This is a genomic window from Wohlfahrtiimonas populi (genome assembly GCF_002006795.1).
GTDB lineage: Bacteria > Pseudomonadota > Gammaproteobacteria > Cardiobacteriales > Wohlfahrtiimonadaceae > Wohlfahrtiimonas > Wohlfahrtiimonas populi.
Map to the genome: position 1 here is coordinate 121,985 of NZ_MVDN01000005.1, position 17,635 is coordinate 139,619.

At 41.1% G+C, this 17,635-nt stretch carries 9 protein-coding genes, 1 tRNA gene and 1 pseudogene; all 11 read left to right on the forward strand.

Annotation, left to right across the window (positions count from 1 at the left end):
- Nucleotides 1–72 precede the first annotated feature (72 nt).
- The 11 genes and pseudogenes from BZK16_RS07540 (at nt 73) to BZK16_RS07590 (ending at nt 17,618) form a co-directional block, all read left to right on the forward strand.
- Entirely contained in the window at nt 73–1,710 is a 1,638-nt protein-coding gene (locus BZK16_RS07540; protein WP_077928285.1) for an amidohydrolase, read from the forward strand.
- 47 nt (nt 1,711–1,757) lie between these two features.
- Nucleotides 1,758–1,843 (forward strand) — tRNA-Leu (locus BZK16_RS07545).
- A gap of 173 nt (nt 1,844–2,016) precedes the next feature.
- Nucleotides 2,017–4,497, forward strand: a complete 2,481-nt coding sequence (locus tag BZK16_RS07550; protein WP_077928286.1) for a cytidine deaminase-like fold-containing protein — start codon at nt 2,017–2,019, stop codon at nt 4,495–4,497.
- 2 nt (nt 4,498–4,499) lie between these two features.
- Nucleotides 4,500–4,919 (forward strand): DUF6911 family protein, encoded by a 420-nt coding sequence (locus tag BZK16_RS07555; RefSeq protein ID WP_077928287.1) that lies wholly within the window; start codon nt 4,500–4,502, stop codon nt 4,917–4,919.
- Between the two features lie 47 nt (nt 4,920–4,966).
- Entirely contained in the window at nt 4,967–5,236 is a 270-nt protein-coding gene (locus tag BZK16_RS07560; RefSeq protein WP_233145228.1) for a cytidine deaminase-like fold-containing protein, read from the forward strand.
- A gap of 3 nt (nt 5,237–5,239) precedes the next feature.
- A complete protein-coding gene (locus BZK16_RS07565) occupies nt 5,240–5,641 on the forward strand; it encodes a DUF6911 family protein (RefSeq protein ID WP_077928289.1) in 402 nt (133 codons plus the stop codon).
- Between the two features lie 684 nt (nt 5,642–6,325).
- Nucleotides 6,326–6,613 (forward strand): cytidine deaminase-like fold-containing protein, encoded by a 288-nt coding sequence (locus BZK16_RS14980; RefSeq protein WP_456300689.1) that lies wholly within the window; start codon nt 6,326–6,328, stop codon nt 6,611–6,613.
- Nucleotides 6,603–6,935: pseudogene (locus BZK16_RS07575) on the forward strand (transposase); the annotation flags it as partial. The gene BZK16_RS14980 and the pseudogene BZK16_RS07575, both read left to right, overlap by 11 nt.
- Nucleotides 6,936–7,063: 128 nt before the next feature.
- A complete protein-coding gene (locus BZK16_RS07580; protein WP_077928291.1) occupies nt 7,064–14,830 on the forward strand; it encodes an ESPR domain-containing protein in 7,767 nt (2,588 codons plus the stop codon).
- Nucleotides 14,831–16,323: 1,493 nt separating this feature from the next.
- Nucleotides 16,324–17,112 carry an autotransporter outer membrane beta-barrel domain-containing protein gene (locus BZK16_RS14985; RefSeq protein WP_456300690.1) on the forward strand — a complete coding sequence of 263 codons (789 nt, stop codon included), beginning with the start codon at nt 16,324–16,326 and terminating at the stop codon, nt 17,110–17,112.
- Nucleotides 17,088–17,618: an autotransporter outer membrane beta-barrel domain-containing protein gene (locus BZK16_RS07590; RefSeq protein ID WP_158076826.1), complete on the forward strand. Its 531-nt coding sequence runs from the start codon at nt 17,088–17,090 to the stop codon at nt 17,616–17,618. The genes BZK16_RS14985 and BZK16_RS07590 overlap by 25 nt, the downstream gene beginning before the upstream one ends.
- Nucleotides 17,619–17,635 lie beyond the last annotated feature (17 nt).

Genomic DNA, 17,635 nt, shown 5'->3' on the forward strand with positions numbered 1-17,635 from the left:
ACATTTCATATTTATATCATTTTTGTCTATGATGGCTTTTCGTTTAATCATTGAAGATTTCAGAGGGTGAAGATGGTTAAAGCAGATGCTATCTATTTTAACGGTAATATCTACAGCGTAGATGAACACAATACTTTTTATTCAGCCATGGCAATTGCAGAAGGAATAATTATTGCGATGGGCGATGATGAATCGATTTTGCATCATCAAGATGAAGTCATAAAGCTTGTGGATTTACACGGGCAATTCGTGATGCCAGGTTTAGTGGATTCGCATCTTCATCCTTTTTGGGGCGCTTCTCAATCATTGAGCTGTGACTTAAAGCATCAAGTGCTCACCAAAACTGAAATTTTAACCAAAATTACACAATATGCTGCAAATTATGTGCAGGAACATAAAGATAGTTGGATCATTGTGCGTGGCTGGATGCAACCTGATATGTTGCCCATTGGCAGTGAATTAACTTGCGATGACTTAGATAAAATCTCTCTCAATTACCCAATTATTATTTTTTCTAACGATTGCCACTTACTAGTTTGTAACTCATTGGCTCTATCATCTTTCAAAACTGTGGATATTCCTGAAAATGCAAAGTTCAAAGGCATTTTAGAAGATGGCCCTGCCATGCAAGCATTTGATGAAATCACACGTTATTCCGATGATTATGCATTGAGAGTAGCGAAAAAGGCGCAATCCTTATTGAATGAGCAAGGCGTTACAACAGTGATGGATGCACGAGCAGATGCCGTGACATTCAATGCATTTCAGTCATTAGCACAATCTAATGAATTAACATTACGAGTTTTAGGTGCGAGAGAAATTCCTGCAAAAGCTTTCGCAACAGCTGATATGATTCCTGATGCTATTACCGAAACTCAAGCATTTATGGCGAAATTTTCATATCAACAAACCGCATTACAGCCAACCACAACGATTTCGCACATTAAATTTTTCATTGATGGTGTATTGCAAGCACCATTACATACAGCGTTATTGAGAAAACCTTACCATTTAGATGGCATTGAGCAATATGGTGATTGTTACTATGATAAAGCATTACTCACAGGGCTATTGTGCCAAACGAATCAGTTTGGCTGGCATCCTCACATGCACACAGTGGGCGATGCAGGCATAGATTTTGCCTTGGATTGTATTGAAGCTTCTCAAGAGAAATCACCAAACTCAGCAGTAAGAGCAGGATTCGCACACAATGAATTGACAGTGCCAGAGCATTATCCTCGTTTTAAAGCATTAAATGTGATTGCAACGCAATCGTTACAGTGGGGCGCGATGTGTGAAGTAACACAGGCAACTTTTGAGGAATTGCTTGGTAAAGAGCGCATTGAGTATTTTGAATGTGCAGGACGATTCTATGATGCGGGTGTGAAGGTGGCTTATGGCAGTGATTGGCCAATTGATCATTTGAATTTGTGGGAACATTTCCAATTGAGCATGAAACGACAATTAATGGGTAGCCATTACCAACATGTGAATGATCGTGAGCTAACTGTATGTGAAGTTTTACGCTCAGCAACGATTGATGCGGCATATATGTTGGGGCAAGATCAGAATATTGGCTCATTAGAGGTAGGAAAATTCGCAGATTTTATTGTATTAAATCAGAATCCTTTTGAGCTAGAACGATATAAAATTCATACAGTTAAAGTAGAACAGGTTTTTTTAGGTGGAAAACCTATAAAAATTTCATAGAAACGCTTGACAGATCGTGAAAAAAATATAAAATGAGCACCTCACTTGCCGGAGTGGTGGAATGGTAGACACGGAGGATTCAAAATCCTCTGCCTTTAAAAGCGTGAGAGTTCGAGTCTCTCCTTCGGTACCAAATAGACACGCCTAAAACCCAGTTAAACACTGGGTTTTTTGCTATCTGAGTTTTGGTTTGTTCTAAAATCTGTTCCTTATATGTGTCAGTGTAAAGGCAAACGTTGAATAATAATGCTAAACTTTTCTCCTAATAACTGCTTGAATACAATGAATAATAATTAGGAGAATTTTATGGGATTAGAGTTAGAGCTCGACCGTGATGGCCCATCTAATGACGAACGAGCTTTACGGCTTGAACAGGAAAGAGCAAGGGAATTAAGCCGTGAGTTGGAACTCCAAAAAGATACAGTTAGCCTTGATCGTGGCTTAGAAAAAGTCGATACATTATCAGATATGTCACTGCAGTGTTTATCTGAGACAGAGCTAGATTTTATTAAACGTGAAATCAGCGAATTTGCTTTTATCAAAACAGGTAGCCCAGCCAATATCCAAGAATTAGAGTATGATCCTGATCGTAATTTAGTTTTAGCACGTTGTAATGGTCGTTCTTTACAGATAGAACTCGATAAAGAAGGTTTTGAAAAACCTATAGAAGTTCGTGAAAAATTAAGTGAATTACAAACTTTAGAACAAAAGCACCAACAACTAGAAAAGAATGTTGGCCATTTAGAGGATATGGTTCGCATTGCCATTGACCAGCACAACAAAGATGCCTTAATGCAAGAGATCAAAATAGAACAGTCTAGCCAAGGATTAATGGGTGTATGGAATAAATTGACAGGACAAATTCCTGAACCGTATCCTTCTTTATATGAAAAGCCTTTAACCCATGATGACTTAACACGTAGTTTATTAATAGCTGATGTGAAAACAGAGAGTTTTCAGCAGTTATTGGACGATCAAATGTCAGATATTCGACGTTATCCTCAACAAATTGATGAACAGTTGGATAGAGTGGTAGAACAAAGCAGAGAGCATCTAGAGGCAGTTAAACTCGAAACTGGAGCAATGGTTGCACGACATGAATTAGAAAGAACTGCCAAACAACCTGAAATAGAACCACAACTTGAAAGATCTATGGAGGCACCTCCAATCGTTGATGAAAGGCAACAAGACTCAAGACAAGAAGATTTAAATCCAACGATGTCTCAAGATGAGAGAGAGCTCACTCCGCAACTGGACATTAGCCAGAATAAAATCGATGAAATGAATGCTCTGTATGAAAATCGATTGAGTGATATTAATCTGAAATTAGAATCCATTACGAATGATAGACAGTCTTTAGGCTATTGGGATCAGCCTAATTATATTCTGAATAGTGATATGAGTTATTTTAATCAGCTGACTGCAGAAAAATATGATATTCACGATGTATTAGAAAAATCACCACAAGAACAATTAGAATATTTAGAAATGCATCCTGAATTACAAAAATCAAATGATTCATTGGAAAAGTCTCAGGATCAACCAGCGAGTTTTGATGATCTTAAATCAAGATATGGTATCGGCGTTCAAGGTTTTACTGCCCCTGAAGTAGCAGAAAATTCTTTAAGTGAACAAATCAGAGATGCTCATGAAATTACAGAACATCATCAAGCATTGCGTGATGAATATACTGAAAAAATGGCAATACTTAATACAGATGAGAGAGTTGATTACATTAAAACTAATCCGCTTGAGTTATCTGTGGATCAACTTCAAGATACACTGGATACTTTCTCCTTGATCCAACAAATAGAATTAGCTCAACAGCAAGATTTGCTACCAGAGGAACTCGCAACCTCTCTAACTTTAGGCATGGGGGAGCTTGCTGTGACGGCACCCATTAATTGGTCAGTGAAGATGATGGCAAATGTTGCAGCGATGCCAGCTGTTGCAATGGATATTGATTACGATGCGATCAGGGATGATTTAATTCAGCGTTATAGTTTTGAATCATCAGAGCACCTTGATCGTTTAATGCAACCGATTCATGAGGCATTAGCACCGACATTACAGGAAATTTATCAATCATCAGTCGATCAATATGGTGAAGAACAAGCAAAGTTAATGCTTAAAGGCCTTGAAGGTTTAGGTGATCTTTTAATGGTGAGTGTATTGGCACGTGCACCTATTGAAATGGCTGTAGATCGCCAAGAGTTACAGAAACTTGTTCACGCTGAATTAAATAATCCTGATAAGGTTGCAAGAGTGACTGCCGAACTTCGCCAAGAGCTTTCTGAAAATATGTTTCATCTTACAAGAGAAAGACCTAAACCTATTATAGATCGACATTACCCAGAACTTAGAGATACCCCAACAGTTGTTGCAGAAGTTAAAATTAATGGTCAAGTTTTTAGAGATGCTAATCAAAGTGCAAGGTCTTTGGAGTTATTTGATGCCAATAAACCAACTTTGATCAGTGAAGAGATTATGGCTAAACAACTAAAAAGACCGGATAAAAATTATCCAAATGGCAATATGGCAACTGCCCATGCAGAAGTTGGATTACTACAAAAAATGCACGACGAAGGCTTATTAAAAGGAGCAAATGTAGAGATGACAGTGAAAGGGCTAGATGTTTGTCAATATTGTAAAAGTGATATCGTGCAAACTTTAAAAAAAGCAGGAGCAGAATCAATTAAAATACATGCTTTAGATAGGGATACAGGCCTGCCAAAAACATATTATTGGGATAATAATATGAAAAAATTAATAGTATTGGAGAACTAATTATGCAAATAACAAGAAGTATTGGTGGGTTTTATATTAAAGAAGGATTGAGGTATCAATTGCCGTTAATAAAATCTCCAACAATCACTGATATTTTAAACACTCTTGATATCATGAAAGATAAAACAGGAATTTTGGGGATAAAAAATAACATGACAGAATCAGATGAGTTAGAGATATATATAGAAAATGATAATTATATGGCTACATTAATGTCATTTGATGAAAAAGATGATAATTACTATGTCAGAACATTACATAATTCCAAACCAATCGATGATCCTAATGCACCAGCAGGATTTTCTTATATGTTAGGTGAAACCTACGGGAGTTCAACTATTGTTCAAGACTATGAGTTAATAAAAGAGATAGTTTTAGAATTCTATGAAACAGGTGATGTTTCTAGGGATATTTTGGATTAAAACATAATTAGCCACTTAAATATTAAGTGGTTTTTTGTTGATGGGTATTGTTAGTAAATAATCTCATTGAAATGGCAACTGCTCATGCAGAGGTTGGTTTATTACAACAAATGCACGAAGCTGGACTACTTAAAGGTGCAAATTTGGAAATGACAGTTAGAGGGCTCGAAGTCTGTCAATATTGTAGAAGTGATATTAAAGCAATAATAAAAGCAAGTGGCGCTAGGTCAAGAACTATTCATGAAGAAGCTATTGGTCAAACTCGTTATTGGGAGTCTGGAATGGGTAAATGGAGAATAGAAAAATGGGAGAAATAATAAATGACTAATTATACATTAGTAGATATGTGTCCTCGTAAAGCAATACATACACACAATGTTAAATGGGAGCAAATTGAAATTTTATTGAAAGCTATTCATAATTCAAAATGGGGCTCTATAAGCCTTGAGGTGGAAGATATTAATGCCGTTGATTTAGGTCCTACGGATTTAAATCTTAAAATAGAAAATGGTTGGTATCTTATAACCTTAATGGAAGTTACTGAAAATGATGAAGAAGTAAGAAGTTACTATAAGCCTGATCCGAATTATAAGATGGTAGAAATTTTAGGTTATGAATGGTCATCAACTCAACTAATTCGTGATTTTGATTTGGTTTTACAGATATTTAAAGAATTCTATGAAACAGGCGATGTTTCCAAAGATATTTTAGATTTTGACTAAAGATATACTGATCAATTAGTTTAAAAATAAAATGAAGTTGCAGAACGTCATCAAGCATTGCGTGATGAATATACTGAAAAAATGGTAATACTTAATACAGATGAGAGAATTGATTACATTAAAACTAATCCGCTTGAGTTATCTGTGGATCAACTTCAAGATACACTGGATACTTTCTCCTTGATCCAACAAATAGAATTAGCCCAACAGCAAGATTTACTACCAGAGGAACTAGCAACCTCTCTAACTTTAGGTATGGGGGAGCTTGCTGTGACGGCACCCATTAATTGGTCAGTGAAGATGATGGCAAATGTTGCAGCGATGCCATCGGTTGCAATGGATATTGATTACGATACGATCAGGGCTGATTTAATTCAGCGTTATAGTTTTGAATCATCAGAGCATCTTGATCGTTTAATGCAACCGATTCATGAGGCATTAGCGCCGACATTACAGGAAATTTATCAATCATCAGTCGATCAATACGGTGAAGAACAAGCAAAGTTAATGCTTAAAGGCCTTGAAGGTTTAGGGGATCTTTTGATGGTGAGTGTATTGGCACGTGCACCTATTGAAATGGCCGTAGATCGCCAAGAGTTACAGAAACTTGTTCAAGCTGAATTAAATAATCCTGATAAGGTTACAATGGTGGCAACTGAACTTCGCCAAGAGCTTTCTGAAAATATGTTTCATCTTACAAGAGAAAGACCTAAACCTATTATAGATCGACATTACCCAGAACTTAGAGAGACTCCAACAGTTGTTGCAGAAGTGAAAATTAATGGTCAAGTTTTTAGAGATGCTAATCAAAGTGCAAGGTCTTTGGAGTTATTTGATGCCAATAAACCCACTTTGATCAGTGAAGAGATTATGGCTAAACAACTAAAAAGACCGGATAAAAATTATCCAAATGGCAATATGGCAACTGCCCATGCAAAAGTTGGATTACTACAAAAAATGCACAACTCATGATATTAAAGTTGCACCTGAATTACTCAGCAAGGTATCCTTGAAAACTACTGAATATTTCAGTGCTGATAAGGGTTATGATTCTGATGATTTTAGAAAAATAATTACAGAACAGTCAGTGAAAGCAATCATTCCTAAAAAGCGAAATACAAAAGCTAATAATAATCATATGGATTGGTATATTTATAAAATCAGACATTGAGTTGAAAATACTTTTGCTCGGCTGAAACATTTTAGAGGAATAGCAACAAGATATGACAAGCTAAAACGACATTATGAAAATACCGTTGCTTTAGCTTGTGCTTATATTTGGTTAAGATTATGAATGTTCAACACGCCCTATTTATTTTTTATAAAAATCACTATTTCTAGTGATACCTAATTTCCTAATTAAAGCCTACATTATTACCCATTTATAAAATGCTATAGAACCATCATGGTGGGGTAAATCAAATGAATCATATTTTTAAAATTGTCTGGCATCACGCTTTATGTAAATGGGTTGCAGTACCTGAATTTGCCAAGAGCCAAGGCAAGAAAAACACGCTTAAAAAAACAGCAGTGGCTATGACGATTGCTGGCCTGAGTTTCGGTAGTAATGTCTATGGAGAGGATGGGTATTCGCTCAGTAAAGATGAGAAGAGTTACTCCGGCATAGGAAGAGAAATTATTGGAGCCAAAGGTAAGGATGGCCGTGATGGTTTTATGGTGATAAAGCCAAAAGCAGGAAAGCCTGGGGAGAGTATTGGCAGTAATTTAGAAATACAGCATGAAGAGGTTGATCCCAAAACAGGTATTGTGTATCTAACATATAAAGACGATAAAGGTGATACAGTAATTTACCGTCTTGAGCCTAAGGATAAAAAAAAATTAACTGAGTATACAGTATATAAAGGCAGGGATAGTCAGAATGAAATTGAGACAGTGAATGCCACAGTTGTCCCCGGTGAGGGTGAGAATTTTACAGTCACAATACCAAAATATGCTCTAGAAATGGCATTTTCACCAGATCCTGACATGCCTATTGAGGTATTTGCTGGCGATAAAGCAGAGGGCTTAACATATACTGTTGAAGGCAATGGTCACAAGATTACTCTTCAGCAGATGCTATTAATAAAGCCATCTTCTGCTATTTTTGCCATAACCGAAGGAGGAAAGGGCGGTACAGGTGGTACATACACGCTGGGTGGTAGTGGTAGAGCTGGTGGTAAAGGTGGCGATGGTGGAACGGTAAGTTTAACTGTAACGGACACAAATATTGAATCCAAACTGAATAATGTGACTGGTATTGTTGGTCAATCTTCTGGTGGTGATGGTGGTGATGGTGGTGCTTCTATTGGCGCAATTGGAGAGCATGGTGGATCAGGGACTAATGGTGGCCTTGGTGGTCTTGTGATTGTTGATGTCACCAATACAAACATCAATATGAGTGGCAAAAACAATATAGGAATATTAGGCAGCAGTAGTGGTGGTAAGAGTGGAGATGGTGGAAAAGGTATAGGATTAGTATCCAAAGGTGGGAAGTCAGATACAGCAGGTTCCGGTGGGGATGTCTTTATTACAACAAACAATACGAATATAACCCTAGAGGGTGAATGGTCTACAGGTATCTTAGGGCAATCAGTAGGTGGTGCAGGTGGTAAAGGTGGCACAAGTATTGGGTTAGTTAGCTTAGGTGGTCAAGGTGGTGCAGGTGGTAACGCAGGCAATGTCAAAATCACAAGTGTAGGCAATATTTCGATGAAGGGTGAAAATGCCATTGGTATTGTTGGGCAATCACTGGGTGGTGGTGGTGGTAACGGTGGTAAGGGATTTAGCATTGTAAATTTAGGTAGTCAGGGAGGCGCAGGTGGTGATGCTGGTAGTGATGCGGGCATTAAAGATCCCAATGCTAAATTCGCTGTTTCTATCACTAATAAAGGGATGATACAAACACGAGGTAGTGGAGGTCATGGCATTCTTGCACAGGCGATTGGCGGCGGTGGCGGTAATGCTGGCTTCATGGTTGGCTTGGCAAACATTGGTGGTAAGGGTGGTGCTGGTGGTGCGGCTGGCAATGTGATTGTGGAGAACAATAATACAGTTACAATTAGTGGTGAAAATGCTCATGGGATATTAGCACAATCGATCGGTGGCGGTGGTGGTACAGGTAACAGTCAAATCTCTGGGATATTCACATTAGGCGCTGATGGAGGTAAAGGTGGTACAAGTGGAAAAGTCACCATTAACAATACATCATCAATCATTACAGGGGATAAAAATCAAAAATTTAATAACTCCAGCGCTATGATCGCACAATCGATTGGTGGCGGTGGAGGAAGTGGTTCTAGTATATTAAGTCTTGCACCTATTGTTGGTATTAATTTGGGTGGTAAAGGTGGTGAGGGTGGTAATGCTGATGATGTATATATCAATAGTATAGGCACTGAAGAAAATCAAATTACCTTGCAAACAGCAGGTGATCAATCGACGGCAGTTATCGCTCAATCGATCGGTGGAAATGGCGGTAATGCGGGTAGTATAATGTCTCTTACAACTGCTCCGGGCATCCTGCCCAGCTTTGAAATTAATCTGGGTGGAAAAGGTGGGCTGGGTGGTAAGGCTGGTGAAGCTAAAGTTGCCACGGAATATAGTAATATTATTACAATGGGCGATTTTTCTAGTGGTATTGTTGCACAATCTGTCGGTGGCAATGGTGGCCAGGGAGGCTCTATTGTCAGTGGTGCTGTTTCGGGGCTGCCTATCACTATAAATATGTCAGGTAAAGGTGGTAAAGGTGGGAATGCAGGAAAAGCTACTGTTGAAACGACGGGTGGTACTATTTGGACTCAAGGTACAGCATCTTCAGGTGTGATTGCTCAATCCATTGGCGGCAATGGTGGTAATGCAGGCTCCATTATTTCAGGTTCACTAAGTACAATAGGTAACAATATAAGTGTAAATATTGCAGGTGATGGTGGTGAAGGTGCAACATCAGCTGAAGCTAGTATTAATAATAAGAGTGATATTTTGACGGAAGGCAGTGAATCGAATGCCTTAGTTGCACAGTCTATTGGTGGAAATGGTGGTAAAGGTGGTTCAGCTATTTCTGCTCAAGTGGGTGCTGTATCAGCGGGTGTTACAATGTCTGGTGATGGTGGACATGGTGGAGTATCTGGTATTGCAAAGATTATTAGCATAGGAAATCTTCTAACTTCTCAAGCTAACTCAACTGCAGTGGTCGCACAATCCATCGGTGGTAGTGGTGGTGATAGTGGCATGTCTATTGCAGGCGCATTGAGTGGTTTGGCTTCACTTCAGGCTTCTATCTCTGGTGGTGGCGGGAATGGTGGGGAAAGCGGTTCTGTTTCTGTGATCCTAGGTCAGAAGGACGAGAAGAATAAGAGTGATATTAGAGATATTATTTGGACCATAGGTGATAATTCTAAAGGTATTGTGGCTCAATCTGTTGGTGGAACAGGTGGGAATGTTAATATTGCTGTTTCTGCAGCTGTGAGTGCTGGCCTTGCTGCTGCGAGTGCTTCTGTAACATTGGGTGGTAATGGTGGTCAAGGAGGCACAGCTAAAGATGTCACTGTTGAGTCTTACCAAGATATTTATACCGAAGGGCATAATTCAGGTGCAATACTGGCACAATCCATTGGTGGCAGCGGTGGTAGTGGCGGTATGGTGGTCTCAGGTAGCCTTGCTGGTGCGGCAAAAGGGCCTGCATTGAGTGCATCTGTTGCGATAGGTGGTAATGGTGGTAGTGGTGGTAATGCAGATACAGTTTCTGTCATCAGCAAAGGCAATGTGTTCACAAAAGGTGATTTTTCTGACGGTATTGTTGCTCAATCCATTAGCGGTGATGGTGGTATAGGTGGGAATGCGATCGCTCTAAGTTTATCGGTCAGTCCAAAAAGTAGTGTGGGTGCTTCTGTAAGCTTAGGTGGTAAAGGTGGCTCGGCCAGTTATGCGAAAGATGTCACTGTTGAAACAGATGAGAATATTATCACAAAAGGTCTTCTCTCAGCAGGTATTGTTGCACAATCCATCGGTGGTTCTGGTGGTAAAGGTGGCTTCGCAGTTGCAGGTGGTATCGTTGCATCAGGTGAAAGTGCGGGGAATGTATCTGTTGCATTGGGCGGCAATGGTGGTCAAGGCGGGGAAGCTGGAAATGTGACAGTGGATAATAAAGCACATATATTGACAGAAGGCTTCGGTAGTACTGGTATTTTGGCACAATCTATAGGTGGCAATGGTGGCTCTGGCGGCAGTAGTATCAGTGGTGATATTACAATGTCGAATAGCAATAATATCACAGCCCAAGTCTTATTAGGCGGTAATGGTGCCAGTGGTGGAATTGCAAAGGATGTAAAGGTTATTAATAACGATGCCAGTATCGTGACAAAAGGCCTTCTCGCTAGCGGGATTATTGGTCAATCCATTGGTGGTGATGGTGGTGTGGGTGGAATGGCTGTGAGTGGATCAATCAGCATCTCTGCTCAGGGAAAGCCTATCAAGGCTGGTGTTAATCTCGGTGGTAATGGTGGTCAAGGTGCTGCTGCTGGTTCAGTCACGATTAATTCATATAATAAAGATATTATGAAGGGAAATGATGGCGAGGATGTTGCAACTATTTGGACGGAAGGGGCATTATCGCATGGGATTTTGGCACAATCGATCGGTGGTTCGGGTGGCCAAGGCGGTGGCTCGGGTGATGTATCAGTTACAGCATCAGCAGATAAAGGAAATATTCAGCTTGGTGTAGAATTAGGTGGTAATGGTGGCGCTGGTAATGAATCTGGTGCTGTAACAGTCATTAGCCACGATAATATCTATACTAAAGGCGTTGGCTCTAGTGGTATTTATGCACAATCCATCGGCGGTGACGGTGGCGATGGCGGTTGGGGCTTCAATGCAAGTTTAAGCGGTAGTTTAAGTGCATCAAGCAATTTCAATGCAAATGTTGCATTGGGTGGTAAAGGTGGCAATGGTGGTAATGTCGCTAAAGCAGTTGATGTTACTTCAATAGGTACAATCAGTACAGTGGGTGATCATAGCCAAGGTGTGCTTGCCCAATCCATTGGTGGCAGTGGTGGTAATGGTGGCATGACGATGAATGCAGGCTTAACCACTAAAGGCAATAACTTTAATGTCGCATTAGGTGGTGAAGGCGGAACAGGTAATACGGCTGGTGCTGTTACCGCAACACGAATTGGTAATACATATACGATAGGCAATTCATCCGATGGTATTTTGGTGCAATCTATTGGCGGTGGTGGCGGTAATGGTGGCATGAGCATTACTGGCAGTGGAGCATTGTTTAATTCAAAGAACTTTTCTGTCTCTGTTGGTGGTAAAGGCAGTATTGGTGGTACGGCGGGCATTGTCACTGCAACGAATACTGGCAACATTGTGACTAAAGGTCATAGTTCAAAGGCAATTTTGGCACAATCCATCGGTGGTGGTGGTGGTAATGGCGGTGCCGCTTATGCTTTTGGTGCCAATGCTATCTCCACTGAATCCAGTTGGACAGTAACAGCAAGTATCGGCGGTGCTGGCGGTCAAGGGAACACTAGCCAAACTGTTACCGTGACAAATAATGGTATTTTAGTAACGGAAGGCAGTTATTCACAAGCTATTTTGGCTCAATCAATCGGTGGTGGCGGTGGTAACGGTGGGCTTTCATTGACAGGTGTTTTAAATACGGATGGCATTGGTAAATTTGGTAAATCAAATACAGTCAATATTGCAGTGGGTGGTATGGGTGGAACAGGAAACTCTTCAGAAGTAGTGACTGTTAATCAAATCGGGGATATTTGGACGAAAGGCGTAGGATCATCAGGCATTCAGGCTCAATCAATCGGTGGTGGCGGTGGTAATGGTGGTAATGCTACCAATGAACGCTTAACGTTTACTTGCGAAAAATACTGTAGTTCATCTGGGAAATCTTTAGGATCGAACTTTGCATTAGGCGTTGGAGGCTGGGGTGGCAGTGGAAATAATGCGGCTGCTGTTAAAGTAACTAATGACGGTAATATTTTGACAGAAGGTTTTTCTGCGCATGGTATTTATGCCCAATCCGTTGGTGGTGGCGGTGGTGATGGTGGTAATGCACTATTGGATGCGGAAAACTTTGTGCTATTAAAACAAGAGGAAAATGAAGAGGATGATCCGGGTATTTCTATCGGTATTGGTGGTTACAAGGGGGCAGGTGGCGAAGGCGGCACTGTTACAGTAGATAGTAGCGGTGTTATTCAGACTACTGGTGATCATGCAAAAGGTATTTTAGCCCAATCCATTGGTGGTGGCGGTGGTAATGGTGGCAATGTTGATGGAAGTTTGATTGGCATTGGTGGCGGTGCTTTCCAGCAAGAACTCAGTGGCACAATTGGCAAACTCTTATCAGATGACCCAACTGCTGATGGATCAAGTGGCAATGGTCAATTGGTTACAGTGAATACAGGCAGTTTTGCTAATACAGGGCAAGCATCGACAGCAAGTCAGATTATAACCAAAGGTAATAAAGCAGATGCGATATTTGCTCAATCCATCGGTGGTGGCGGTGGTATTGGTGGCACGGCGCAAGGCAAATTGGCATTGGGCGGCGATGGTGGCGCAGGCGGCCATGGCGGTGCAATTACTATTCAAAATGATAGTATTCTTTTAACATCAGGCCGTTCTTCTTCTGGCATTATGGCTCAATCCATCGGTGGCGGTGGTGGTACTGGCGGTGCCGCTGACGATGCATTGGTTGCCGTTGGTGGCTCAGGTTCCAGTGGTGGAAATGGCGGTACAGTAAATATTCAAAATATTAATTCGATTCATACGCAAGGTATTGGTTCTCGTGGGATATATGCTCAGTCTATTGGCGGAAGCGGTGGTAATGGTGGTGATGCTTTACAGTCAAAAGTTGCCATTGGTGGCGGTGCATTGGCAAGTATTACTGGCGTGAGCGCTCAAGCTCAGGGTGGAAATGGTGGAGAAGTGACCATTAATAACCTTGCTAAGCTAAGTGATTATATTATTTTGACAGAATCAGATCTATCAGATGCATTAATGGCGCAATCCATTGGTGGCGGTGGTGGTACAGGCGGATCAGCGGATGGCGTGTTGGCCATTGGCGGATTTGCAGCCTCTGCGGGAGATGGTAATAAAGTCACCATCAATAATAATTTGATTTTAGGGACGAAAGGTATTCAATCCAATGGTATTGTTGCGCAATCCATTGGTGGTGGTGGTGGTATCGGCGGCGGTATTATTGCTAATGAAAAAACAACATCCATTATTGCCATTGGTGGGAATGGTGGCAAAGCTGGACATGGTAAAACTGTGACTGTTACTAACTCCGCAGAATTGATTGTTACTGAAGGTGATTTATCCCGTGGTATTGTTGCGCAATCCATTGGCGGCGGCGGTGGTATTGGCGGATATGTGATTGAAGATAGTAAAGGCTCAGATATTCGCAATACGATTATGGGCTTTGGTAGTAATGTACTCAATAAAGTCAGCAATACAATTGGCAGTGGTATTGGGAGCCTTTTATTGAATCAAGATGCTAAGGGCGGCGATGGTGATGCTGTTGTTGTGAATAATGGTTTTGAACAATCTACCGATAGTTTGATTATGACTAAAGGTAATGGCTCTGATGCAATTTTAGCTCAATCCATTGGTGGTGGTGGTGGTGCATCAGGCAGTATGGATGGTTTGTTTGTTGCAGGCGCAGCAGGTGCTGCAGCGGGTAAAGCTGGCCCAGTGACTGTTAAAAACTATGGTCAACTGAATACAATCGGTGCACATTCTAATGGTTTGGTGGCACAATCCATCGGTGGTGGGGGCGGCATTCGAAGTGGTATTGATGCAATAGCAACATCGAGTTCTTTGGGTGCATCGAGTAAAGCACAAGGCCATGCTGATCAAGTATCGATACATAATCATGGGTTAATTATTACGGAAAATGAATTCTCTATTGGAATGCTAGCGCAATCCATTGGGGGCGGTGGTGCTGCCATTGGATTGTCAGAAACAGTGATTTTTGGCAGTACTTCAGATGCCATGAGTAATGCTGATGCAGTGACTTTCACGAATACAGGCTCATTAAGTACATCTAAGGTGGGTTCTTCTGCAATTGTTGCGCAATCGATTGGCGGCGGCGGTGGCTTGGCTGCTGGCGCTCAACAGGTTGGGAGAGTGAAANTGGGGGCGGTGGTGCTGCCATTGGATTGTCAGAAACAGTGATTTTTGGCAGTACTTCAGATGCCATGAGTAATGCTGATGCAGTGACTTTCACGAATACAGGCTCATTAAGTACATCTAAGGTGGGTTCTTCTGCAATTGTTGCGCAATCGATTGGCGGCGGCGGTGGCTTGGCTGCTGGCGCTCAACAGGTTGGGAGAGTGAAAGGGAATGGTGATTCAGGTTTAGTGATGATTAATAATGATTCAGAATCTCTTCATACTCAAGGCGCTTTTTCACATGGTATCGTTGCTCAATCATTGGCAGGTGGCGGTGGTTATGCCAATATATTAGATGGCAAAAATAATGTGATTGGTTATGTAGCAGGAAGCTCTGGTGGCTCAGGAAATTCTGGCGGTGTTGTGATTAAGCATAATGGATTGATTTTAACAGAAGGTACTGGCTCTCACGGTATCTTGGCACAGAGCCAAGGTGTACAATCTGGTAACATTAATATTACCGTTAATGCAGACAGTAGCATCATTGGTGGCTATGGCAATGGTTCTGCCATCATGATGAATGGCGGTGGCAATAATACTGTGCACAATATAGGTTTACTCACTTCTTTGGGTACTAACATTGCTTATCGATTATCTGATCAACAAGATGAAAATGGCATATGGCAGTTGGCTGCTACGGGCTGGACGGATGGCACAATCATTCGGGGCGATATGGGCAATAATACTATCGATAATGGCCATTATATGGCTGGATCTATGTATTTGATGGGCACCAATCAAACCGTCACCAATCGTGAAACAGGATGGTTGTTGGCTGGTAATACATTGCAATTAAAAGGCATGGTGAATAGTAATGGCTTATTGGTGAATGAAGGTAAATTAGCAGTGGGCAGCGTGAATCAAGTGGCTCATACTCGTATTGAGGGTGATTTCCAGCAGGATGAAACGGGTATTTACTATTGGGATTATGATTTAGATCGCAATTCACAAATGCCAACAGCAGCGCCGCAAATTGGCAGAATGGCTCAGCGTAGCATGTTGATGGATGCACCAATGGATACGATGCAAAATGCCTTACCCTCTGTTGGTTCGTATGATGTCTTAAATGTCACTGGACAAGTAAAAATGAATGGCGTGCTTTCAATCAATGTGATGAGCCCAGGCAAAGCAACGCCGGGTGTCAGCCATCAAGTAATGGTGACAGCGCAAGAGCTAACAGATCATGGCATTGAGTTAAGAAGCGTGCCTTCTGCAGTGGCTGTATTTGATAAAATTGTGAGTCAAAATGGCTTCACAGTAAGATCCGAAATTGATTATTCTCGAACAGGGCTTACAGAAAATGGGCATAGATTAGGGGATGCGATTAATAATATCCAAAGAGATCAAAAGTATGCTGCTTTTGAACCCATTGCCGCAGCACTTTTCTATCAGAAAGATATGCAAGCGCTTCAAACAGCTTATGATTCCATTATGGGTGAAGGTTCTGTGGGCGTAATGCAAAGTGCCTTTAGTTATTCAAGCAGAATGATGAAAGTGATGCAGCAGCAGGCAGTAGATTGGCTATCGAATACAAGATATCAAAACAGAGCATTGAGTGCGGATTGCCAGCAATCATTGGATGCAACAACATGCCAATACAATGAGAAGTTGAGAACGTGGATATCATTTGATCGATGGAGTGAGGATATCTCAAACAACACAACCATTGGCTCAGGTGCTTATCATTCTACTCAAAACTTGAGCGCATTGGGGATTGATTACCAGGTGGATGAGCGAACATTGCTAGGCGCAGCGATTAGCCGAGGTAGTTCGAATTATCATGTAGATGATAGAGCTACAAAGGGTAGCTTAAGATCACATGGAGTCGGGCTTTATGGAATTAAAACATTTGGTGAAACTTATGTGAAAGCTTCCATGGGCTATGATTACTTTAGAGCGAATACAGAACGGTTTGCGATCATTCATGGTACGAATGAACCCATCATTCCTGTGGCAACGGTTGAGAGTAATCTGAAAGCTAAGTTTACGGGATCAGTCGCTAATGTTGGCGTTGAAGTGGGCACTCGCTTTGAATTTGAGAATGATTTGAATGTTTCGCCTTTCATCGGCATTCAAGCAAGTATGCTCAAGCAGAATAGCGCAACAGAAGAAGCAGTTAATACGGGTGATTTATTAGCTTTGAATTATCATAAAAAGACAGCTTATTCCGTTCCAGTTTTTGTGGGAGTACAAATTGATAAAACTTTCTTNATACAGAACGGTTTGCGATCATTCATGGTACGAATGAACCCATCATTCCTGTGGCAACGGTTGAGAGTAATCTGAAAGCTAAGTTTACGGGATCAGTCGCTAATGTTGGCGTTGAAGTGGGCACTCGCTTTGAATTTGAGAATGATTTGAATGTTTCGCCTTTCATCGGCATTCAAGCAAGTATGCTCAAGCAGAATAGCGCAACAGAAGAAGCAGTTAATACGGGTGATTTATTAGCTTTGAATTATCATAAAAAGACAGCTTATTCCGTTCCAGTTTTTGTGGGAGTACAAATTGATAAAACTTTCTTTTCACCAGGGGGAACACTACAAACCTATGCAAGAGCTGCATTAACGCATGAGTTTGCAAGTCGAAGAGAATTAACGGCCAATTTTGCTGTTGCGCCAGAGTATAATTTTACAACAAGAGGTGCTGCAGCACGTAGAAATAACGTTGCAGTTGACGTTGGTTTTAAAGTTATGCCAACGAAATCATTGGAAATGTATGGACAGTTCAATGGCATTTATGGTGGAAAGACTAAACACCAAGGTTTTTCAGTTGGGCTCAGTTATAAGTGGTAATGTCATATTATCTGTTT

Coding starts and splice junctions, on each gene's coding strand:
- BZK16_RS07540 (WP_077928285.1), top strand. CDS start 73: ATGGTTAAAGCAGATGCTATCTATTTTAACGGTAATATCTACAGCGTA.
- BZK16_RS07550 (WP_077928286.1), top strand. CDS start 2,017: ATGGGATTAGAGTTAGAGCTCGACCGTGATGGCCCATCTAATGACGAA.
- BZK16_RS07555 (WP_077928287.1), top strand. CDS start 4,500: ATGCAAATAACAAGAAGTATTGGTGGGTTTTATATTAAAGAAGGATTG.
- BZK16_RS07565 (WP_077928289.1), top strand. CDS start 5,240: ATGACTAATTATACATTAGTAGATATGTGTCCTCGTAAAGCAATACAT.
- BZK16_RS14980 (WP_456300689.1), top strand. CDS start 6,326: ATGTTTCATCTTACAAGAGAAAGACCTAAACCTATTATAGATCGACAT.